The sequence below is a fragment of the Ferrovibrio sp. genome (assembly GCF_029255545.1).
In the GTDB taxonomy this organism is placed as follows: domain Bacteria; phylum Pseudomonadota; class Alphaproteobacteria; order Ferrovibrionales; family Ferrovibrionaceae; genus Ferrovibrio.
Genome location: NZ_JANLJJ010000086.1, coordinates 1599 through 4101, shown reverse-complemented (window position 1 = coordinate 4101; position 2503 = coordinate 1599). Strand labels below are relative to the sequence as shown.

The following is a 2503-nucleotide window of genomic DNA, read 5'->3' as shown; positions in this document are numbered from 1 at the left end:
CTAGTAGCCAAAAAATTTTATTCAATAGTCAAATTTTAATTGATCAGAAGAAAAATTCCTACTAGCTTTTGTCTTGCCGACGCTGGCCGGCTTATAAAGCAAGGAGGAAGAAAATGTGTTTTCGTCCGAATCGTCGTCAGATTGTGTCTGGCTTGGCCGCAGGCGTCGCCGCCGCAACTTTTCCGCTGCCGCTTCTAGCGCAAACGGCGCGTTTGAAGATCGCTCAGCTGGAAATTCTCTCCGGTGGACTTGCCGTTCTTGGCGAAACCAATGCGCGCTCTGTGGAAATCGGCGCGGAGGAATTCAACGCCCGTCCCGGGCAAACCCTGAAACTGGATATCCAACTGTTCGATTCAAAGGGCTCCGCGCAGGAGGCTCAGGCGATTTTCAGCCAGATCGCGGATGACGGTATACGGTATGTCACCGGCGGCGGCACGTCGGCCGTGGTGGTGTCGCTGATCGACGCGATCAGCCGCCATAACGAACGCAATCCTGGCAAGGAGATACTCTATCTCAATCACCAGGCCATCGATCCGGATTTCACCAACGGGCGCTGCAATTTCTGGCATTTCCGCTTTGATCCGCATGTTTTCATGCGCATGGAAGCGTTGACCCGTTTCCTCGCCGCTGACAAGACGGTCAAGCAGGTATTCCTGATCAACCAGGATTATACGTTCGGTCACCAGGTGCAGAACAGCGCCAAGCAGCAGCTCGCGGAAAAGCGTCCAGACGTGAAGATCGTCGGCGAGGAGCTGCATCCGATTGGACGCGTGCGCGATTTCTCGCCATATATCGCCAAGATCAAGGCCGCCGGGGCAGACACCATCATCACCGGCAATTTTGGTTCCGACCTTGTCCTGCTGATTCGCGCCGCCAACGATGCCGGGCTGAATGTCAAATTCTACACCTATTATGGCAATGCCCTTGGCGCGCCCACGGCCCTCGGCGAGGCGGGAGTCGGCCGGATGCGTCTTGTGACCGGAATGGATCTCAATGCGCTGAATCCGCGCATGCAGGCGATCCACAAGAGATTCAAGGAAAAGTATCCGACGCTGGAGCTGTTCCATGCCGCCTATTTCGACATGATCGACATGCTTGGCGCTGCGGTGAAAAAAAGCGGCTCAACCGAGCCTCTCGCCGTCGCGCGCGCCATGGAGGGCATGACCATCGAAGGGGTCTTTGGTCCGGTCGCCATGCGGGCCGACGACCACCAGATGATGGCGCCGCTATTCGTGCAGACATTCTCACCAGCCGATGGGAAGGCCGTGAAAATGGGAATTGAGGGCACGAAGTTCGGCTACAAGACCGAAGCGAAATATGCCAGCGCGGATACCAGGTTGCCACATAGCTGCGTGATGAAGAAACCTGCCTGATTGGGAGGCAATAACCGACCATGGATCTTGCTTTCGTCACGCTGCTCAACGCGTTGTCGTACGGCCTGCTGCTGTTCATGCTGGCCGCGGGACTGACGCTGGTCTTCAGCCTGATGGGGATCATGAATTTCGCCCATGCCTCGCTCTACATGCTGGGGGCCTACATGGCCTACAGCGTGTCGAGCCAGGTGGGCTTCTGGGGCGGTCTCGTGGTGGCTCCGGTTATAGTCGCCGGCATCGGGATGGTGATCGAGAGGTATATTCTGCGCCACCTCCATGCCCGGGGGCATATTCCGGAGCTGCTTTTTACCTTCGGCCTAGTGCTGCTGATCGAAGAAAGCGTGAAGCTGGTCTGGGGGCTTGGGGCGGTGGATTACCGGGTTCCGGTTGAGCTGCGCGGCACATTATTCGAACTGTTTGGCGCGCGTTTCCCGATGCATAAAGGTTTTGTAATCGTCGTCGCGCTACTGTCGCTTTCCGCGATCTGGTGGCTGGTTGTGCGTACGCGCACGGGCCTCGTGGTTCGTGCCGCGCTTGCCAATCCGGGAATGGTGGAAAGCCTGGGCCATGATGTCGGCCGCGTCTTCACACTGGTCTTTGGTCTTGGCGTCGGGCTGGCCGGGCTGGCCGGAGCCGTAGGCGGCGCGGTCCTGGTGACGGAACCGGCGATGGCCGCGCATCTTGGCACAATCATTTTTGTGGTCGTGGTGGTTGGCGGCCTTGGCTCCATCAAGGGTGCCCTGATCGCTTCAGTCCTGATCGGCACGCTTGAGACATTCCTCATTGCGCTCGACGTGAGATTATCCGATGTGCTCGCACCGCTGACCGGGCTTGCGTCAGGCCTAGATGCGGTGCTGGCGCTCAAGGCATCGCAGGTGGCGCCGATCATGCCCTACCTGCTGATGGTAGCGATGCTGATCTTCAGGCCGCGTGGCCTGTTCGGGGAGCGCGAGATATGAGCTGGGTTCGCCCGGCGTCGCCCGGAACCTCTCCGCGGCAGGTCTCCCTGAAGCGGAATCATGTTGTCCTGCTGGTGGTCGTCGCCGCCTTTGCTTTCGTTCCCGCCGTGATCGGAACGCGCTACTGGCTCACCCTGTGCATGCAGGTCTGGGTTCTGGCGGCCTATGCCT

2 protein-coding genes are annotated in these 2503 nt (G+C 58.6%); both read left to right on the top strand.

The features are described 5' to 3' along the window. Window positions 1–68: 68 nt before the first annotated feature. Window positions 69–1373 (top strand): branched-chain amino acid ABC transporter substrate-binding protein, encoded by a 1305-nt coding sequence (locus tag Q1J79_RS16985; protein WP_300302688.1) that lies wholly within the window; start codon window positions 69–71, stop codon window positions 1371–1373. A 20-nt stretch (window positions 1374–1393) separates the two neighbouring features. Beyond that, entirely contained in the window at window positions 1394–2332 is a 939-nt protein-coding gene (locus Q1J79_RS16980; RefSeq protein ID WP_300302686.1) for a branched-chain amino acid ABC transporter permease, read from the top strand. The last annotated feature ends 171 nt before the right edge of the window (window positions 2333–2503 follow it).

Bases quoted from the DNA above. Each gene is read 5' to 3' on its own strand.
- Q1J79_RS16980 (WP_300302686.1), top strand. From the start codon at position 1,394: ATGGATCTTGCTTTCGTCACGCTGCTCAACGCGTTGTCGTACGGCCTG.